At 30.2% G+C, this 18,686-nt stretch carries 15 protein-coding genes; 4 read left to right on the top strand and 11 right to left on the bottom strand.

Annotation, left to right across the window (positions count from 1 at the left end):
• Positions 1-7: 7 nt before the first annotated feature.
• From SJY27_RS00870 to argS, 4 genes are all read right to left on the bottom strand, one after another.
• A complete protein-coding gene (locus SJY27_RS00870) occupies positions 8-1,573 on the bottom strand; it encodes a glycosyltransferase (RefSeq protein WP_397446355.1) in 1,566 nt (521 codons plus the stop codon).
• Positions 1,574-2,587 (bottom strand): HEAT repeat domain-containing protein, encoded by a 1,014-nt coding sequence (locus SJY27_RS00875; protein WP_397446356.1) that lies wholly within the window; start codon positions 2,585-2,587, stop codon positions 1,574-1,576.
• A gap of 230 nt (positions 2,588-2,817) precedes the next feature.
• Positions 2,818-4,206, bottom strand: a complete 1,389-nt coding sequence (gene lpdA / locus SJY27_RS00880) for a dihydrolipoyl dehydrogenase (protein ID WP_397446357.1) — start codon at positions 4,204-4,206, stop codon at positions 2,818-2,820.
• A gap of 166 nt (positions 4,207-4,372) precedes the next feature.
• Positions 4,373-6,148 (bottom strand): arginine--tRNA ligase, encoded by a 1,776-nt coding sequence (gene argS, locus SJY27_RS00885; RefSeq protein ID WP_397446358.1) that lies wholly within the window; start codon positions 6,146-6,148, stop codon positions 4,373-4,375.
• A 75-nt stretch (positions 6,149-6,223) separates the two neighbouring features.
• Between argS and SJY27_RS00890 the strand changes: the two genes are divergently transcribed.
• Positions 6,224-6,748 (top strand): YkgJ family cysteine cluster protein, encoded by a 525-nt coding sequence (locus SJY27_RS00890; protein ID WP_397446359.1) that lies wholly within the window; start codon positions 6,224-6,226, stop codon positions 6,746-6,748.
• Between the two features lie 28 nt (positions 6,749-6,776).
• On the top strand, positions 6,777-7,823 hold the full coding sequence (locus tag SJY27_RS00895) for a pentapeptide repeat-containing protein (RefSeq protein WP_397446360.1): 1,047 nt from the start codon (positions 6,777-6,779) through the stop codon (positions 7,821-7,823).
• A gap of 222 nt (positions 7,824-8,045) precedes the next feature.
• Here the strand turns inward: SJY27_RS00895 and SJY27_RS00900 are convergent, their stop codons facing one another.
• Positions 8,046-9,314, bottom strand: a complete 1,269-nt coding sequence (locus SJY27_RS00900; RefSeq protein ID WP_397446361.1) for an exo-beta-N-acetylmuramidase NamZ domain-containing protein — start codon at positions 9,312-9,314, stop codon at positions 8,046-8,048.
• A gap of 4 nt (positions 9,315-9,318) precedes the next feature.
• Here SJY27_RS00900 and SJY27_RS00905 point away from each other — a divergent pair, with 4 nt between their 5' ends.
• On the top strand, positions 9,319-10,554 hold the full coding sequence (locus tag SJY27_RS00905) for an ABC transporter permease (protein ID WP_397446362.1): 1,236 nt from the start codon (positions 9,319-9,321) through the stop codon (positions 10,552-10,554).
• Positions 10,555-10,590: 36 nt separating this feature from the next.
• On the opposite strand, the gene SJY27_RS00910 is transcribed toward SJY27_RS00905, so the two are convergent.
• Together SJY27_RS00910 and SJY27_RS00915 are read right to left on the bottom strand one after the other, a co-directional pair.
• Positions 10,591-10,761, bottom strand: a complete 171-nt coding sequence (locus SJY27_RS00910; RefSeq protein ID WP_397446363.1) for a hypothetical protein — start codon at positions 10,759-10,761, stop codon at positions 10,591-10,593.
• 30 nt (positions 10,762-10,791) lie between these two features.
• The gene (locus tag SJY27_RS00915) at positions 10,792-11,718 is read right to left on the bottom strand and encodes a LysR family transcriptional regulator (protein WP_397446364.1); all 927 of its coding nucleotides are present in this window, start codon (positions 11,716-11,718) and stop codon (positions 10,792-10,794) included.
• Positions 11,719-11,977: 259 nt separating this feature from the next.
• On the opposite strand from SJY27_RS00915, the gene SJY27_RS00920 reads away from it, so the two are divergent.
• Positions 11,978-13,348, top strand: coding sequence for a pyridoxal-phosphate dependent enzyme (locus SJY27_RS00920; RefSeq protein WP_397446365.1), 1,371 nt, complete (start codon positions 11,978-11,980; stop codon positions 13,346-13,348).
• A gap of 625 nt (positions 13,349-13,973) precedes the next feature.
• Here the strand turns inward: SJY27_RS00920 and lipA are convergent.
• The 4 genes from lipA to dnaN all read right to left on the bottom strand — a co-directional run bounded on the left by lipA (position 13,974) and on the right by dnaN (position 18,657).
• Positions 13,974-14,843 (bottom strand): lipoyl synthase, encoded by an 870-nt coding sequence (gene lipA / locus SJY27_RS00925; protein WP_397446366.1) that lies wholly within the window; start codon positions 14,841-14,843, stop codon positions 13,974-13,976.
• 175 nt (positions 14,844-15,018) lie between these two features.
• The gene (gene ggt, locus SJY27_RS00930; protein ID WP_397446367.1) at positions 15,019-16,704 is read right to left on the bottom strand and encodes a gamma-glutamyltransferase; all 1,686 of its coding nucleotides are present in this window, start codon (positions 16,702-16,704) and stop codon (positions 15,019-15,021) included.
• Positions 16,705-16,805: 101 nt separating this feature from the next.
• Positions 16,806-17,420 carry an ACP phosphodiesterase gene (locus tag SJY27_RS00935; RefSeq protein WP_397446369.1) on the bottom strand — a complete coding sequence of 205 codons (615 nt, stop codon included), beginning with the start codon at positions 17,418-17,420 and terminating at the stop codon, positions 16,806-16,808.
• A gap of 118 nt (positions 17,421-17,538) precedes the next feature.
• Positions 17,539-18,657, bottom strand: coding sequence for a DNA polymerase III subunit beta (dnaN, locus tag SJY27_RS00940; RefSeq protein WP_397446371.1), 1,119 nt, complete (start codon positions 18,655-18,657; stop codon positions 17,539-17,541).
• Positions 18,658-18,686 lie beyond the last annotated feature (29 nt).

Below are 18,686 nucleotides of genomic sequence, written 5' to 3' on the forward strand. Positions count from 1 at the left end.
AAGTAACTTATGTTTTTATAGGCTCAAAATCTGTGCCTGAATTTTTATTCTTTTTAAGTTTATCAAAAATATTTGATTTTTTTTCGCCAGAATTGTTTGATGAATTACCACCATTATTGTTACTGTTGTTATTACCATCAGAATTTTTCTTTTTTTCATCTTCATTGTCAAATCCTTGTCTAGTCATGGTTCCCCAAGCCAACTCTCGAGAGGTAATATAACTAAAATACCCTTTTAAAGAAAAAAACATTATCATTGGGTGATAAATAATAGGTTCTATGAATGCAGTAATAAAAAGAGAAAGCACCTCTCTGGTTGTATTGTAATACTTAAATGTCATTTGATCCCAAATAATAACTATAGACGAAATCATTATGGCAAATGTGTATGAATAGAGTAGTATAAGTGGTGCAAAGTTCCAATTTACGTAACCATATAAAAGTAAGAATATCGAAAATAAAATTCCAAAAGCTTCTATAATTGGTGCTAAAAATTCAAATATAAAAATGTAAGGAAATGTTATTAAACCGAGTCTTTTGTAACTTGGATTAAATAATATTTTTCTATGATCACTAAACATTTGAAATAAACCACTGGCCCATCTTGTGCGCTGTCTACTTAATATTTGAATGTTTGGTGGGCCTTCTGTCCAACAACATGATAGAGGAATATAACCGATTTTATAATCTAGCTTGTTATTCATCATATGAGCAGCCATTCTTGTTAACATATCCATATCTTCAGCATGAGAATCTGCTCCATAACCCCCAGCTTTAATAGCGATATCTTTATCAAACATTCCTAAACCACCAGAAACGTTAGGTACAGAATTTATTAATTCCCAACCCATTTTTCCTAGTAAATAAGACCTAATATATTCTAATTCTTGAAAACGTGGTATTAATGCTTTTGGAGGTCTTACTCTGGTAATAATCCCTTCTTCAATTTCACAATTGTTAGACATTCTAAGTGTTGCACCTACCGCAATTACAGTAGTTTTAGAACTTAGAATTGGCTTAATCATTTTTGTAAGCGTATTTCTTGCCAAAATACAATCTACATCTGTGTTAAGGTAGTAAGGAAATACTGAGGCATTTAAACCTGCATTAAAGGCATCTGCTTTTGTTCCTCCATTTTCTTTATCTATAATGGTAAGAATGTCATATTTAGGGTTTTGTGATTTAAAAGTTCGTTTATAAGGTTTGGTTTTAATTTTTTCAACGTAAGCAAAAGGCGCTTCTACCAAATCGAATTCTTCAATAAGTAGTTTTAAGGTGTCATCTTTACTACCATCGTTTACAATAATTACCTCAAAAAGTGGGTAGTTTAAGGTTAGTAATGATTTTACATTTACAATAATAGTTTTTTCTTCATTATAAGCGGGTGCAATTACAGAAATACCTGGTGCTAGTTCAGAACTAAGTAATTCTTCATCGTCTATATCTGTATTATAACTTTTATATCTATTAATAGCTATAAAAGAAAATATAGCCAATATTATGTAACTTAAAATTAAGGAAGTTGCATAAAAAAATATAAAATACTCATAAATTGTCACAAAAATTTCAAACATCTATTTGTATTTAATTAAAGGAGTTTCTATATGCTTTAAAATAATTTGGTCAAAACCTTTTAAAGTGTCTTTTAAATTTTGAAAAGCTATTTTACCTTCATAACTATAATTAAGGATGGCTTCTGCAATAATTTTCTTTGTATCGATATTGTTAGAATCTTGAAAAACATTTTCTAAAAAATTTAAAGATTTACCAGTATTAAACTTTCTAATTGTTTTTATGATAGCCACTTGGCATATTTCTGGCTCTGTATAATATCTGTCAATTAATTCTTGTTCTGTTTCTGTAATATTTAATTCTCCTAAAGTTAAAATTGCTTCGGCTCTTACCAGTTCGTTATCGTCTTCTAATTTTTCGATTAAAATTTCGTCAATACCTTTTTGTTGAAAATAACCGACCATTTTAATCAGAAATACTACAAGAGAATCATTTTTAGAATAGTTGATCCATTTTCCTAAACCTTCTAGATTACCTCTTTCTTTTTGTAGTTGTAGGTATTGCATCAATTCAATTTCATCCCATTTACTTAGGTTTCTATCAAATTCATCAAAAAATCGATAAGGATCGTTAGAGCTTAATGCAAGGTGAGAATTTCTTGCTTCACTACGAATCATTTTATTTTTACTGTAGGCATATCTTAAAATTTTGGAATCAAATTTATTTAAATCCAATACAAACGCCTCTTGGAAAGCATCAATTTTTTCACTATTCGAACGAGAATCAAATTTGCGTTCTAAGTGCTCAACTATTCCTAGGGCGCTAATGATTAATGGATATTTTTCTGATTCTCTGTCATCATTTTTAAAATCAACTAAAATACTAACAGCAATGTCTAAAGACTCTCTATTTACTTCATCAACAATATCTTCAAACTTTGTAAAAACTTCTTGTTCTGTGTAGTTTTTATCGGTAAAAAGAATATTATCAAATAATTTAATAATTTCAGGAACACTATTTTTTAGTGTTTTCTGCAATCTATTGTGTCTTCTTCTTATTGTATAAATTGTTATCATTAGTGCTATTGTAGCTATGATAAACACCATTGTTAATACAATAGTTATTTGTATAATAAGAGGAAATGTCTTTATCTTATAGATAAAAGAAAGAAACCACTCAACGAAACCCATTTATTTAGTTTAAATTTTAATTAATCGTTAAAGTGAGGGATTTTATTAATTGTAACGCTTACAAAAGTAACAAAAAATATAGCTATTAAAATTGTTTTTCTGTCAAACAGCAATATTTATAGGTGAATTACCTCATCATAAGCATCAGCAACAGCTTCCATTACAGCTTCACTCATTGTAGGGTGAGGATGTATGGTTTTTAAAACTTCATGACCAGTTGTTTCTAATTTACGACCAAGGACAGCTTCAGCTATCATATCTGTAACACCAGCACCAATCATATGGCATCCTAGCCATTCACCATATTTGGCATCAAAAATTACTTTTACAAATCCATCTGGAGTTCCTGCAGCTTTTGCTTTACCAGATGCAGAGAATGGAAATTTACCAACTTTTAAGTCATATCCTGCTTCTTTTGCTTTTGCTTCTGTTAATCCTACAGAAGCAATTTCTGGTGTTGCGTATGTACATCCAGGTACATTACCATAGTCAATTTTTTCTGTATGTAAGCCAGCAATTTTTTCAACACAGGTAATTCCTTCAGCAGAAGCAACGTGAGCTAGTGCTTGTCCAGGCACAACATCACCAATGGCATAATAACCAGGAATATTTGTTTGGTAAAAATCGTTTACTAATATTTTATCTCTATCAACAATAATACCTACGTCTTCTAAACCAATGTTTTCAATGTTAGATTTAATACCCACTGCCGATAATAAAATATCTGCTTTTAAAGTTTCTTCTCCTTTTTTAGTTTTTACAGTGGCAACAACTCCATCACCAGAAGTATCAACAGACTCTACAGAAGAGTTGGTCATTACTTTAATACCTGCTTTTTTTATTGAGCGTTCGAATTGTTTAGAAATATCTATATCTTCTACAGGAACAATGTTTGGCATATATTCTACAATAGTAACCGCTGTACCCATTGTATTGTAAAAATGTGCAAATTCTACACCAATAGCTCCAGAACCTACAACAATCATAGATTTTGGTTGTTTTGGTAAGGTCATGGCTTTTCTATAACCTATTACTTTAACGCCATCTTGAGGTAAGCTAGGCAATTCTCTTGAACGAGCACCTGTAGCAATTATAATGTGATCTGCTGCATATTCTGTAATAGTACCATCTGCTGCAGTAACATCTACTTTTTTACCATTTTTAATTTTTCCAAAGCCATCAATAATGTCAATTTTGTTCTTTTTCATCAAAAAAGCAACTCCTTTACTCATACCATCAGCAACGCCTCTACTTCTTTTTATTACAGCATCAAAATCTTTGTCTATAGCTTCCGCTTTTAAACCATATTGATCTACATGTTTTAGATAATCATATACTTGAGCTGATTTCAATAAAGCTTTAGTAGGTATACATCCCCAATTTAAACAAATACCACCTAAAGATTCCTTTTCAACAATGGCAACTTTAAAGCCAAGTTGTGATGCTCTAATTCCAGTTACATATCCTCCAGGTCCACTTCCAATAATAATGATATCGTATTTCATGTTTTTATTTTATTTTATTTTAAAACTAATTAAAATTAAAATTTGAATGCTAAATTGTGTTAAAAATCGGCCAAATTTAATTATAATTTGTAATGATTTCAAGTAATTAACTAATATATTTAAAATTTAATGAATTTCTATTTATTACTAAATATTTTTTATGAAATTACATTCTTTTAGGTACTTTAATTCCTAATAATGAAAATGCAGATTTTATGGTATCTGCAACCTTACTAGCAAGCTGTACCCTGAATATTTTTTTGTTCTTATTTTCTTCGCCTAAAATTGATACATTTTGATAGAAAGAATTGAATTCTTTTACCAAATCATAGGTGTAATTTGCTATAACTGCTGGAGAATAATTTGATGCGGCTTGTTGAATAATATCAGGATAAACTTCTAATTGTTTCAGCAGTTCTTTTTCCTTTTCGTGCAATTCAATAGAAACAGGATTTGAATAATCAAAATCTGCTTTTCGAATTATAGATTGAATTCTAGCATAGGTATATTGAATGAAAGGCCCTGTGTTTCCTTGAAAATCTACAGATGATTTTGGATCAAACAAGATTCTTTTTTTAGGATCAACTTTTAAAATAAAATATTTTAATGCACCTAAACCAATGGTTTTATAAAGTTCATTTTTTTCTTCATCAGAATACCCATCTAGTTTGCCAAGTTCTTCAGAGATTTCTTTGGCAGTAGTTGTCATTTCTACCATTAAATCATCAGCATCAACCACAGTTCCTTCTCTAGATTTCATTTTTCCTGATGGTAAATCTACCATTCCATAACTTAAATGGTGCAATTGTTTAGCCCAATCAAAACCTAGTTTTTTTAGGATTAAAAATAACACTTGAAAATGGTAATCTTGCTCATTACCAACAGTATATACCATTCCTCCAACATCTGCATAATCTTTTACACGTTGAATAGCAGTTCCAATATCTTGTGTCATATAAACTGCAGTACCATCAGAGCGTAACACTATTTTTTCGTCTAAACCGTCATCAGTTAAATCGCACCAAACAGAACCGTCTTCTTTTTTATAGAAAACACCTTTTTCTAAACCTTGTGCAACCACATCTTTACCCAATAAATAGGTGTTGCTTTCGTAATAAAGATTGTCAAAGTTTACACCTAAGTTATTGTAAGTAATATCAAAACCACTGTAAACCCAAGTATTCATTGTTTGCCAAAGTTTTACCACGTCTTCATCTCCAGCTTCCCATTTAAGTAACATTTGTTGGGCTTCAATTAGAAGTGGTGCTTCTTTTTTTGCATCTTCTTCTGTTTTTCCTTTAGATATTAATTGAGCAATTTCTTTTTTATATTCTTGGTCAAATTTCACATAATAATTACCAACCAATTTATCACCTTTTAAACCTGTTGATTCAGGAGTTTCTCCTGCTCCAAATTTTTGCCAAGCCAACATCGATTTACAAATATGTATCCCTCTATCGTTTATAATTTGAGTTTTGTAGACTTTTTTACCAGCAGCTTTAATAATTTCAGCAACAGAATAGCCTAATAAATTATTACGAACGTGTCCTAAATGTAAAGGTTTATTGGTGTTTGGTGACGAGTATTCAACCATAACCGCTTTTTCATCTGCCTTTGGCGATGTAAAACCATAAGTTGCATTTTTATAAATAGTGTTGAAAAAATCGATAAAATAACTGTCGTCAATCACTAAATTTAAAAAACCTTTAACCACATTAAAATTTGTGATTTCAGTCACATTATCAACTATATAATTTCCTAAATCAGTACCAATTTGAACAGGATTTCCTTTTTTAAAACGCAACATGGGAAAAACTACAACAGTGATGTCACCATCAAATTCTTTACGAGTTGCTTGGAATTCTACTGAAGGAATTTCAACGTCATATAAAGCTAAAAACCCTTCTTTTACTTTAGTTTCTATGGTTTTTTGTATGTTCATTTGGTCTAAAAAATTGAAATGCAAAATTACATATTTTTAGTCTATTTTTATTAGAAATATTTGTATTTTTCGTGAATGCAAAAACGCTTAGAACAATTGCCAAAATTGGCTTATGAAGCCCAAAAAGAAAACAAAAAATATTTCGCTAATTTAAGGCGTAGAACACCCAAAAATTTGGATGTGGTAATGCAAAATTTGCATGATAGAGAGTTTGAAAATACAGATTGTTTAGCATGTGGAAATTGCTGTAAAACAACAAGCCCAATATTTACAGAAAAAGATATTGAGCGCATATCTAAGCATCTAAAAATAAAGGTTGCAGATTTTATACATCAATATTTAGAAAGAGATGAAGACGATTTTATGGTTTTAAAAACAGCACCTTGTTCTTTTTTAGATGAGACTGATAATACCTGTTTTATTTATGATGTAAGACCAAAAGCCTGCGCTGAATATCCGCATACAAATCGTCGTAAATTTATTCAAATTACAGATTTAACGATTGCAAATACTTTTGTTTGTCCTGCAACTTACAATATTGTAGAGGCTTTAAAAAAAGAAATTCCTTACGTGTATAAAGAAAAAAAAAGAAGGAAATAAAAGACCTATATTTCTAAAACCGGTAAAAATGTCTGACAGAATTCAAGAGTTAGAAAAAGAGAATTTAAAGCTTAAAGAACGTTTAGCAAAGTTTGAAAAACCTAAAAAATCAAACCTAAAAAAGTGGAAGTTTTTTATGAATTTTACGACTACTTTTATTGCTGGTAAAAACTTAAAAACAAGCATTTACAACTCTATTCAAGAGTTTAATGAGCAAAAACGAATTTCTTTACAAACCACATCAGATTTAATTGCAAGTATTGTAAAAAGATTAACTAGAATAGGTGTGGTGGCTATTCTTTTTGCTTTGCTACCAACTACTTTAATGATTTATCAAAACCACCTTTTAAAATCACAAAATAGAAAAATTCAAGAGCAAACCTACTTGGCAGAAGCTTCTAGAAGATCTGCACAAATGTTTATTATGGGAGATGTTTTAAGCGATATCAATACAGAGCTCGAAACCAAAAAAAACGGAAGATTATCAAATACTTTAGTGGGTAGAATTGTAGGGTTAAGCAGAGCAATGAAACCTTATAGATATTTATTAAATGATAAATTAATAGATAAGCCAATTAGTCCTGAAAGAGGGCAATTGTTAATTACACTTTGTAAAAGCGATTTAAATGCTACTATTTTTAGTAATATCAGACAAGAAAGTAATTTTACAAAGGCTGAGTTAAAAGGGGCTAATTTAGACAAAGTTGCCTTAAGTTATATTAATTTAACAGATGCAGACTTATCAAATGCTAGCCTTGTAAATTTAAATGCACGCAATGTTTTGTTTGAAAATGCCAATTTAAAAGAAGCAGATTTAGGTTACGCGAATTTAAGTGGGGCAGTTTTAACCAAAGCAAATTTAACAGGAGCAATTTTATTAAAAACAAAATTCAATAAAGCTGATTTTTCTAATATAATTCTTGATAATGCAATTGTAGATAGGCCAGATTGGTTGACCTACATTAAAGAGGAGCTTAAACTAAAAGGAGCTGAAGAATTGCTCGAAAAATATAAAGTTGATAGCGCGTATTCTAAAGTTTTTGATGCTAAAGTTTTGACGGTTTTAGAGAGATAAAACTGAGTTTATAAATTTATAAATTCAATGCTAATTTTTATTTCTTTTGCCTGGCTAATTTCTGAAATCTTATCTTTTAAGATAAAATATGTTTCTAAATTCATGTTTATCATTTAAATTAATCCAAGTACCTCTAAATTCATTAGGTTTAAATTCTTCCTTACAAGAAAATAGTATTAAAAGAAATAAAAAGAAAAGTAGTTTTTCATAAAAAAAACATTTCTATTCGTATATCAAATATTGTTCCCTAATTTTTTTAAAAGTTTCCAAACCTTTCTTCCAAGTTTTTTCAATTTCTTTTGCTGATAAACCTGCTTCTATTTGTTTTTGCAATGTTGTGTTTCCTGCATGAATGGTAAAAGTATTGCCAAAGAATTTTTCGGTTTTAGGTGTTTTTTTATAAGCGTCAATTAAAAAAGACAAATCTATTTTTGATAAATGCTCCGTTTTTCTCAAATCAACTCCATAACATTGCTTTTCTTTATGCTTAGGGTATTTTGCACCAAAATTCGAAATTGGTGTATAACTAAAATCACTCTTTGGGAAAAATGGAGCTCCATATCTTTGAAACTGAAACTCGGTTCCTCTACCAGCATTAATGGTTGTACCTTCAAAAAAACCTAAACTTGGGTATAGGTTTATAGATTTATCATTTGGTAAATTTGGTGAAGGTCTTATTGGTAAATGATATTCAGAATTATGCGTGTAATTTTCTAAAGGAATCACTTTTAAATCGCACTGAATTCCGTTTTTTAACCATTTTTCACCATTTATCATTTGTCCATATTCACCAATAGTCATTCCGTAAACTACAGGAACAGGATGTTTACCAACAAAACTTGTGTGTTTCATTTCTAAAATTGGCCCATCAATATAATGCCCATTTGGGTTGGGTCTGTCTAAAATAATCAAAGGAATTCCGTTTTCAGCACAAGCTTCCATAACATAATGCAAAGTAGAAATATAGGTGTAAAAACGAACGCCCACATCTTGAATATCAAAAACAACAATATCAATATTTTCTAATTGTTGCGCAGATGGTTTTTTACTTTTTCCGTGTAAAGATAAAATAGGTAAACCAGTTTTTGTGTCTAAGCCATCTTGTATGAGTGCTGCAGCATCAGCTTTTCCTCGAAAACCATGTTCTGGGGCAAAAACTTTTTTTACTGTAATTAAATTATAATCAAATAGATAATCAACTAAATGATGGCTAATTTTTTTAGAACCCATTACATTTGGCGCAATTTCTGCTCTTTCTAAAATAGATAGTACAGAGGTTTGATTTGCAACGATACCTACTTTTTTACCTTTTAATAAATTCAGATATGAATTTGTTCTTTCAGCACCAGTTTTAATTTTTAAAGAATCTTTATCTACAGCCTTTACTTTTAACTCTGCATTCTTAAACTGTTTAGCGCACGAAATCAGGTTAAAATTCATCAATAGAAATAAAAATAAATAGGTACTTTTACGAAGATTAAAAATAGTCATCAATTTGAATTACGAATTATTTATTGCAAAACGCATTATTGCTGGCAAAAAGTATAAAAGTAGCATTTCATCGCCAATAATAAAAATTGCCATCACTGCAATTGCTTTGGGTATTATAATTATGCTGATTGCAGTGGCAACAGGTGCTGGATTACAGTATAAAATTCGGGATAAAATGGCAGGCTTTAAAGGACACATTCAAATTGTAAATTACGACAATAACAATTCTGATGTTTCTACAACACCAATAGATAAAAATCAAGAGTTTTATCCGAAGTTTGATAATATTTTAGGTATAAAAAATGTACAAGTTTTTGCGAATAAAGGTGGCATTTTAAGAACAAAAACCGATTTTGAAGGCATTATTTTTAAAGGTGTTTCTACAGATTACGATTGGTCTTTTTTTGAAGAATATTTAGTAGAAGGTAAAGTGCCCAATTTTAATCAACCAAGAACAAGAGAGGTTTTATTGTCAGAAACTGTAGTTAATCGTTTACATCTAAAATTAAACGATACCATTTTGGCGACCTTTTTAAAAACAACGATGAGTAAATTACCATCTAACAAAAAATACATTGTTTCAGGAATTTATAATACTGGTTTTGCTCAGTTTGATAACAATGTGATGATTGGTGATATTAGAGAGGTGCAAAAATTAAATAAATGGACTGAAAATGAAGTGGGTGGTTTTGAGGTTTTATTAGATGATTTTGATGAAATTGAAGCAAAAGGGAACGAAGTTTATTATCAAATTGGTGCTACTTTAAATAGAAAAACTATTGTTGATGCCTATCCTAATGTTTTTGAATGGATTAAATTATTTGATAATAATGTTTGGTTTATTATTGCGATTATGATTGTTATTGCAGGTATTAATATGATAACAGCTTTACTGGTTTTAATTTTAGAACGGGTGCAAATGATTGGTATTCTTAAAGCTTTAGGAAGTAACAATACAAGCATCCGAAAAATATTTTTATATAATGCGTCTTATTTAATTTTAAAAGGTTTGTTTTGGGGTAATATTATTGGCCTTTCTATAATTGGAATTCAGTACTTTTTTAAAGTGATTAGCTTAAACCCAGAAACCTATTATGTAACAACAATGCCTGTTTATATTTCTGTAACAGCTATTATTTTGCTAAATTTAGGCACCCTTTTATTGTGTTTTTTAATGTTGATTTTACCTTCGTATATCATCACCAAAATAGAACCTTCAAGGTCAATTAAATTTGCTTAATGTAGTTGTATTATGTTGCAATAATATGTTTATCAATCATTTTGATTGAGTGTCATTTTGTTTTTTTGTAGCTATTTTGCCAAAAAATGCTCCAAAAATTATTCCTAAAGCCACACATAAAGTATGGTTATTGGTAATTATTCCTATAAGAGACCCAAAAGCAATTCCTAGACCAATACCAACACCTATTTTATTTCTTTTTTTCATGATTTTATAAGTAACTCGTGTGGTAGTTTGTTATTGATAATCGTATTGCAATTGAAAGTTGTTTTCAATAATTTCATCTTTATTTTCAATGATATAATTTTTAAAAGCCTTGGCCACATTCGATAAATTTTTGGTTTTCAACCAAATTAAGTTCCAATTGGTTTCTAAGGGCAAATCTTTGATTTTTAAAATTTTTAAATCGCCATTTTTTAATGATTCTTGAATACCAATAATCGGCATAATAGAAATCCCTAAACCAGCAATAACCGCCTGTTTAATGGCTTCATTAGAGGTGAGTTCCATTTTTTTATGTATCTCTATTTTGTGTTTCACCAAATATTTTTCCATTGCTAAACGTGTTGCAGAACCACTTTCTCTAAAAAGAAATAAAGATTGGTTTAAGTTTTTAAGAAGCAATGTTTTTTCAGAAATTTTATAATCTTTTCCAGCAACAAAAAACATTTGATTTTTCATCAATTCAATACGATCAATTTTTAATTTTTTAGGGATGGTAGATACCATTGCAAAATCGCATTGATTATTTTCTAAAGCACGTATTACAGACATTTTATTGGTTACATCCATTGTAATATCTACTTTGTCATTTTCTTTTATAAACTGAGTTAAAAAATAAGGCATGGCATATTTGGCTGTAGAAACAACAGATAAATTTAGTTTACCTGCTAATTTTCCTTCAAATAAAGAAGATTTGTAATTTATAGCTTCAACTTCTTCGAGTATTTTTATGGCAGCTTTGCCAATTTCTTCACCAAATTCAGTAATGTATAATTTTCTTCCAACAACTTCAAAAAGTGGTAACCTAAATTGATCTTGAAAGTTTTTTAGTTGGATAGAAACCGCAGGTTGGGTTAAAAACAATTGTTCTGAAGCTTTGGTAACACTTTTTACTTCTACAATTTTCTTGAATATTTCTAATTGGTGTAAAGTATAGTTCATAAAAATAAATTTATAAAAATTAGAATAAATATAAATAAAATTATATAAAATAGAGCAGGGAATAGCTAATAAATAAATGCATAAAATCTAGTGTAATTTTCATCAAAAAAAATATAATATCAATTAAATTTAAGTCTATATTTCATTAAAAGTTTATTTTTTTATACAATTTATTTCTAAATATTAACAATACAATAATCATCATAATTTGTAGTCCACTAATAAAAAGAACTATTTTTGTAACACATACTTTTTACTTATGAACTACGCAGAAAATATATTAGAAACCATTGGTAATACTCCCTTAGTAAAATTAAATACTTTAACTAAAGAGTTGCCTTGTTTAGTACTCTCTAAATATGAAACATTTAACCCTGGTAATTCTGTAAAAGATAGAATGGCTTTACAAATGATTGAAGATGCTGAGGCAGATGGGCGTTTACAACCTGGAGGAACAATTATAGAAGGTACTTCTGGAAATACAGGAATGGGATTAGCTTTGGCAGGTATTGTAAAAGGTTACAAATGTATTTTTGTGATGGCTGATAAACAATCTAAAGAAAAGATTGATATTTTAAGAGCAGTAGGAGCCGAAGTTGTGGTTTGCCCTACAAATGTAGAGCCCAATGATCCACGTTCTTATTATTCAGTTTCCAAGCGTTTGGGCGAAGAAACGCCAAATTCTTGGTATGTAAATCAATACGATAATCCAAGCAATTGCAAAGCACATTTTTTAAGTACAGGACCTGAAATTTGGGAACAAACAGAAGGTAAAGTTACTCATTTTGTAGTTGGTGTTGGTACAGGAGGCACTATTTCTGGAGTAGGAAGTTACTTGAAAATGAGAGCAAAGCAAGAGGGTAAAACTGTTAAAGTTTGGGGTATTGACACTTATGGTTCGGTTTTTAAAAAATACCACGAAACTGGTATTTTTGATGAAAATGAAATTTATCCGTACATCACAGAAGGAATTGGAGAAGATATTTTACCTAAAAATGTAAATTTTAGTGTTATTGATGGTTTTACCAAAGTAACTGATAAAGATGCAGCCATTTATACCCAACGTTTAGCGAAAGAAGAAGGTATGTTTTTGGGAAATTCTGCTGGTGCAGCTGTAAAAGGATTACTACAACTAAAAGAACATTTTTCTAAGGATGATGTTGTAGTTGTTTTGTTTCATGATCATGGAAGCAGGTATGTAGGTAAAATGTTTAATAATGATTGGATGCGAGATCGAGGTTTTTTAGATGAAGAAATTACCATAGCTTCTGATTTAATTAAAAATCATGATAATAAACATTTAGTTACAGCCCAAACTGAAGAGTTGGTTGCTCATGCTATTGAGCGCATGAAAACGCATAAAATTTCACAAATGCCTATAAAAGATGCAAACGGAATTGTAGGTTCTTTAGATGAGTCTGATTTATTATATCATTTTATGAGTGATAAAAATATTGCTAATAAAACGATAAAAGAAATTATGGGAAAACCATATCCAATCGTAAAAAAACAAACGAAATTAGAAGAAGTTTCAAAATTAATATCTAAAGCAAATACTGCAGTTTTAGTTGATTTAGAAAACGGAAATCATCATATCATTACAAAATATGATATTATTAGTGCCATCTAAAAGCTTTAAAGATAATTTATAACATGTTAGCGAGTATCTATTGTAAGTGAACGAAAATTTACTTTTCTAATTGTAATCTTTTGTTTCTTTGAATTGGATTTAATTACAGTTAGTTAATTACAAGTTAAGGGATGTAATTAAAAAATCAAAAATCGTTTGGCAACTTTGTCAAACGATTTTTTTGTTGTTATGAGTTTGTTTGAAATTTTTGTGAACGTATTTTTTAATACTGTGAGTTCGATTTAAAAACCGATGATTAGAAATATATTATAATTTTTATTCTTTGAAACGAATGTCCATTTCCACTGAAATGGAGAAATCTTAATTTAAATTTGAGATTTCTCAGCTATACTTCGTTTCGTTCGAAATGACAATCCGCTGTTTTTCAGTAAAATAAATCTCTATCAACCTCTATCGAACTCATGTTAAATGCGTTTTTTCAAGAAAAGTTACAGTATTAATCGCATCAAAAAATAAAAACCATCTCAATAAGAGATGGTTTATTTCAAATAATTCAAATAATTTACACAATGAAAACCGTTTACTAAATTGTTTTCATTTATTATAGCTACAATATCTGTGCCATAAAATCATTTAAATTTTGGTTTTTATAATATTTTAACATTTAAATTGCGTGTTTGTGTGCTTTGTAAGAAGATCTTACTAAAGCCCCACTTTCTACATACATAAAGCCCATTTCTAAGCCAATGGTTTCGTATTTCTTAAATTGTTCTGGTGAAATAAATTCATGCACTGGTAAGTGCTTTTTAGTAGGTTGTAAATATTGACCAATTGTAATGATATCACAATTTACAGCTCGTAAATCTTTCATGGTTTGTATCACTTCATCTTCTTTTTCTCCCAAACCTAACATTAAACCAGTTTTGGTACGCATTCCATTTTCTTTTAAATATTTTAATACGCCCAAGCTTCTATCGTATTTAGCCTGAATACGAACTTCTCTTGTTAACCTTCTTACAGTTTCCATATTATGAGAAACCACTTCAGGGTGTACTTCAATTATTCTGTCTATTTGCTTGGTGTTTCCTTGAAAATCTGGAATTAATGTTTCTAAGGTTGTCTTTGGATTTGATCTACGAATTGCTTCCACAGTTTCTGCCCAAATTATCGATCCCCCATCCTTTAAATCATCTCTATCAACAGAGGTAATTACGGCGTGTTTTATACCCATAATTTTTATGGAACGTGCTACTTTTTCGGGTTCATCCCATTCAACGGTTTCAGGTCTTCCAGTTTTTACACCACAAAAACCACAAGAACGTGTACAAATGTTTCCTAAAATCATAAAAGTAGCTGTACCTTCTCCCCAGCATTCGCCCATATTTGGGCAGCTTCCACTTGTACAAATGGTATTTAGTTTGTATTTGTCTACTAATCCCCTAAGTTCTGTATATTTTTTACCAACAGGTAGTTTAACACGTAGCCATTTTGGTTTTTTTGGTCTTTCAGGTAATACTGCTGCTTCTATTGCCATCTTTTTAACTTTATATGTACAAATTTACGAAGAAAATGGTGAAATGAATTCGTTAAAACTCGAAGTATTTTATGTGATTTTCTTTTTTACAATAAGTATTTTCTATGGATTATCATTTGTTGTTCAATTTTAAACACTTTCTGTGTTTAGACCTTTATTTTTATCCTTAATGAATTCAAAATCCAACTGCAGTATCATCGCCTCTTTTATCTGCACCACCTTCTAATTGTCCATTTGGTAACACTAAAATAGCATCAACTCTACCAATAATCAAAGAGTTTCTTTCTAAAATTGAATAGCCTAAAGTTTCTAGCTTAGATTTGGTTTTAGCATCAAATCCATTGGGTTCCATTCTAATGACATCTGGTAACCATTGATGATGAAAACGCGGTTGATTTACAGACTCTTGCATCCCCATATTATATGCTGTAACATTTAAAATATTTTGTAGAACAGAAGTAATTATTGTTGAGCCACCAGGAGTACCAACAACCATAAATAATTTACCCTCTTTTTCTACAATAGTGGGTGTCATAGAACTTAACATTCTTTTTTCTGATGCAATTGCATTGGCTTTAGAGCCTACCAGACCATAGATATTGGGTACACCTGGTTTACTGCTAAAATCATCCATTTCATTGTTTAAAATAAAACCTGCTCCTTTTACAACTACTTTAGAACCATAACCAGTATTTAAAGTTGTGGTTACAGAAACTGCATTCCCAAACTGATCTACAATAGAATAATGGGTGGTTTCATCACTTTCAAAACCTAGAATTTTTCCGTGAGAAACTTCAGAAGAGGGTGTAGCTTTATCCCAAGAAAAACTTTTCATTCTTTGGTTGATATAATTGTTGTTTGTTAAACTATCCATAGGAACGTTTACAAAATCTATATCACCTAAATAATGCGCTCTATCTGCATAAGATCTTCTTTCTGCTTCTGTGAGTAGTTGCACATATTCAGTAGAATTATGTTTGATTTTAGAAAGATCAAAAGGTTCAATAGCTTTTAAAATTTGTGCCAAACAAATACCACCACTTGCAGGCAAAGTCATAGAAATAATGTTATAATCTTTGTAAGAGAATTCAACAGGTTTGCGCCAAACTGCTTCGTATTTTTCTAAATCTTGATGCGATATAATTCCACCTAATTCAGTAACGTAATTCACTAATAAATCTGCAGTTTTACCTGTATAAAAACCATCTTTACCAAAGTCGCGAATGCGTTCTAAAGTTTGCGCTAACTCTTCTTGTTTTAGAATGTCTCCAACTTTCCATACTTTTTCAAAAACTGTTTTATAATTATTAACAGTTTCAAAATATTCAGTTTTAGAGTTTAAAGAAATGGCTTGTTTTTCGGTTACTTTATATCCTGTTCTAGCTAAATCAATGGCTGGCTGTATCAAATCTTTAAAAGGTAAGCTGCTAAACTTTTTATGCACCTCAAAAACACCTGCAACAGAGCCAGGAATTCCAACTGCGTGCGCTCCTAATGTACTTTTTTTGTCAATCACATTTCCTAGAGAATCTAAATACATGTCTTTATGAGCGGTAATTGGTGCTTTTTCTCTAAAATCTAAAGCTCCCTTTGTACCATCATTATTTCTGTAAACCATAAAGCCACCACCACCAATATTACCTGCAACAGGATAAACTACTGCTAATGCAAAATGAGTGGCTATCATAGCATCATAAGCATTTCCACCTTTTTCTAAAATGGCTGAACCAATTTTTGAGGCTTCTACTCGTGCAGAAACCACCATTGCTTTTTCTGTAATTAAACCTGTTATTTTTTCTTTTTTACAAGAAGTTAATATGGATAGAAATGTTAACAGGAAAAGTATGTATCCTTTTTTCATAAGTTTAAGTTAGTTTGTCATTTCGACTTTATGGAGAAATCTCACTCATAGAGATTTCTTAATTACGTTTTTAGTTTCGCTAGCTACTTTCAATCAAAATTTCATTTTATTTCAGTATCATTCGAAATGACAGCTATTTCATTGATTTTTTGATTTGTAAATGCCACTAAATCTTTAAAAAAGAAAGTAAAATCCTCTTCCAATTCTGTCTGTAATAGGTTTAAATCTTCAATAGCCAAATGCATTTGCGATTTTCCTTTTGTTCTATGATTCATTCCATTCAAAACTTTTGCAATGCCTTCTTTATATTGATAATTGTATAGAATGTTATACTCAATCATATAGGTAATAAATTGTTGTGATTTTTTTGGTAACTCAGCTGCTTTTTTATCAAATAAATCATAAACTGATTGTGTATAAAGATCTAAGGGAATTGCAGAATAATTAGCCCAATTTTTTGCTAAAAAATAATCGTAAAAAATATCGATAATTACACCATCATAATGTCTGTAACGTTTGTGTAAACGTCGTTTGCTTTTTCTTACAATCTGATGAGCATCCGTAAACGTATCTATTTCTCTATGTAAGAAAATACCTTGTTGAATTTTTTTATCAAAATGTGTAAACTGATTTCCTCTAACGTGATCTGCAATAAAATTGCCTATCATAATATTGGTGTTGTTTTCGGATAAATAGAGGTGAGCTAAAAAGTTCATTAGCGTAAATGTAATCAAAAAACCACAATTTATTCTGAAGGTGTTTCAGAATAAATTGTGGTATTTAAGAATTATCTATGGAAAACTGTACTAAAAGAAATGATTATTTTCTATGCTATTAGCTGTTTAACATTACAGGCATTACTAACATTGTTACTTTTTCACCTTCATCTGTACCATCAATTGGTGTTAAAATTCCTGCTCTGTTAGGTAAAGACATTTCAATTAAAACTTCACTTGAATTTAGGTTGTTTAACATTTCACTTAAAAAACGAGAGTTGAACCCAATTTGCATGTCATCACCTTGATAATCACAACTTAAACGTTCGTCAGCCTTGTTAGCAAAATCCAAATCTTCAGCAGAAATATTCAATTCTGTACCTGCCATTTTTAAACGAATTTGATGAGTAGTTTTACTAGAGAAAATAGAAACACGTCTAACAGAATTTAAGAAAGAAGCTCTATCTACTGTTAATTTATTCGGATTTTCTTTAGGAATAACCGCTTCATAATTTGGGTATTTACCATCAATTAATCTACAAACTAAAACTACATTGTCAAACGTAAATTTTGCATTGGCATCATTATATTCAATGGTTACTTCACTTTCAGAACCACCTAAAATTCCTTTTAATAAGTTTAAAGGTTTTTTTGGCATAATAAATTCCGCAGTTTGATCTGCAGTAACATCTGTTCTAGAATATTTCACCAATTTGTGTGCATCAGTAGCTACAAAAGTTAAACTTTGTGAACTAAATTGAAAAAACACACCACTCATTACTGGGCGTAAATCGTCATTACCAGCTGCAAAAATGGTTTTAGAAATGGCAGTTCCTAAAATATGTGCAGGTATAACTGTTGTGCTTGGAGAAGCTAATGAAACTGCTTTTGGGAACTCGTCACCACCAAAATACGCCATGTCATATTTACCTTGGTCAGAACTAATTTCTATTTTACTTTCTCCATCAGTTTTAAAGGTTAAAGGCTGATCTGGAAATGTTTTTAAGGTATCTAATAACAAACGTGCAGAAACAGCAATAGCACCAGTACTATCACTTTCTATATCAACCACAGCACTCATAGTAGTTTCTAAGTCTGATGCAGAAACTTTCAATTCGTTTTCAGACAATTCAAACAAAAAGTTATCTAAAATAGGTAAGGTATTGTTGCTATTTATAACGCCGCCTAAAACTTGTAATTGTTTTAATAATTGCGAACTCGATACAATAAATTTCATTGATATTTTTTTCTAAATTATGCTTACAA

Source organism: Polaribacter sp. R77954 (assembly GCF_044595335.1).
Lineage (GTDB): Bacteria > Bacteroidota > Bacteroidia > Flavobacteriales > Flavobacteriaceae > Polaribacter.

Excerpts from the sequence above, each read along its gene's own strand:
- SJY27_RS00870 (WP_397446355.1), bottom strand. The coding sequence starts at position 1,573 with ATGTTTGAAATTTTTGTGACAATTTATGAGTATTTTATATTTTTTTAT.
- SJY27_RS00875 (WP_397446356.1), bottom strand. The coding sequence starts at position 2,587 with ATGATAACAATTTATACAATAAGAAGAAGACACAATAGATTGCAGAAA.
- lpdA (WP_397446357.1), bottom strand. The coding sequence starts at position 4,206 with ATGAAATACGATATCATTATTATTGGAAGTGGACCTGGAGGATATGTA.
- argS (WP_397446358.1), bottom strand. The coding sequence starts at position 6,148 with ATGAACATACAAAAAACCATAGAAACTAAAGTAAAAGAAGGGTTTTTA.
- SJY27_RS00890 (WP_397446359.1), top strand. The coding sequence starts at position 6,224 with ATGCAAAAACGCTTAGAACAATTGCCAAAATTGGCTTATGAAGCCCAA.
- SJY27_RS00895 (WP_397446360.1), top strand. The coding sequence starts at position 6,777 with ATGTCTGACAGAATTCAAGAGTTAGAAAAAGAGAATTTAAAGCTTAAA.
- SJY27_RS00900 (WP_397446361.1), bottom strand. The coding sequence starts at position 9,314 with ATGACTATTTTTAATCTTCGTAAAAGTACCTATTTATTTTTATTTCTA.
- SJY27_RS00910 (WP_397446363.1), bottom strand. The coding sequence starts at position 10,761 with ATGAAAAAAAGAAATAAAATAGGTGTTGGTATTGGTCTAGGAATTGCT.
- SJY27_RS00915 (WP_397446364.1), bottom strand. The coding sequence starts at position 11,718 with ATGAACTATACTTTACACCAATTAGAAATATTCAAGAAAATTGTAGAA.
- SJY27_RS00920 (WP_397446365.1), top strand. The coding sequence starts at position 11,978 with ATGAACTACGCAGAAAATATATTAGAAACCATTGGTAATACTCCCTTA.
- lipA (WP_397446366.1), bottom strand. The coding sequence starts at position 14,843 with ATGGCAATAGAAGCAGCAGTATTACCTGAAAGACCAAAAAAACCAAAA.
- ggt (WP_397446367.1), bottom strand. The coding sequence starts at position 16,704 with ATGAAAAAAGGATACATACTTTTCCTGTTAACATTTCTATCCATATTA.
- SJY27_RS00935 (WP_397446369.1), bottom strand. The coding sequence starts at position 17,420 with ATGAACTTTTTAGCTCACCTCTATTTATCCGAAAACAACACCAATATT.
- dnaN (WP_397446371.1), bottom strand. The coding sequence starts at position 18,657 with ATGAAATTTATTGTATCGAGTTCGCAATTATTAAAACAATTACAAGTT.